Annotated in this window: 1 protein-coding gene; it reads left to right on the top strand. The window is 74.9% G+C overall.

All coding sequences use genetic code 11. The features are described from left to right. On the top strand, positions 1–622 hold a 622-nt coding region (locus FNQ90_RS25980; RefSeq protein WP_267133121.1), incomplete at both ends, for a thiamine pyrophosphate-dependent enzyme.

Here is a 622-nt window from a genome sequence, read left to right as displayed (position 1 = left end):
CCACCCCGCTGGCCACCCAGCTCCCGCACGCGGTCGGCCTGGCCCGTGCCGCCCGGCTGCGCGGCGACGACGTGGTGGCCCTCGCCATGGTCGGCGACGGAGGAACCTCCGAGGGCGACTTCCACGAGGCGCTGAACTTCGCCGCCGTCTGGCGCGCCCCCGTGGTCTTCCTCGTGCAGAACAACCGTTTCGCCATCTCCGTGCCGCTCGCCAAGCAGACCGCCGCCCCCACCCTCGCCCACAAGGCCGTCGGCTACGGCATGCCGGGCCGCCTGGTGGACGGCAACGACGCCCCCGCCGTGCACGAGGTGCTGGTCGAGGCCGTCGAGCGCGCCCGCTCCGGCGGCGGCCCCACCCTCGTCGAGGCCCTCACCTACCGCATCGACGCCCACACCAACGCCGACGACGCCGGTCGCTACCGCGACGAGTCCGAGGTCGAGGCCTGGCGTGAGCGCGACCCGCTGCGTCTGCTGGAGAACGAGTTGCGCGCCCGCGGCGAACTGGGCGAGGAGCACCTGCGCCACGCCGAGGCGGAGGCGGAGGCGCTGGTCGGCCGCATGCGCGAACGCCTCGGTGCCGAGCCCCGCCTCGACCCCGACGACCTCTTCGCCCACGTCTTCGC

The organism is Streptomyces alkaliphilus, from assembly GCF_014141535.1.
Taxonomy (GTDB): Bacteria; Actinomycetota; Actinomycetes; order Streptomycetales; family Streptomycetaceae; genus Streptomyces; species Streptomyces alkaliphilus.
Note: the sequence above shows the minus strand (reverse complement) of the source record. Positions and strands in the feature narration are given on the sequence as shown.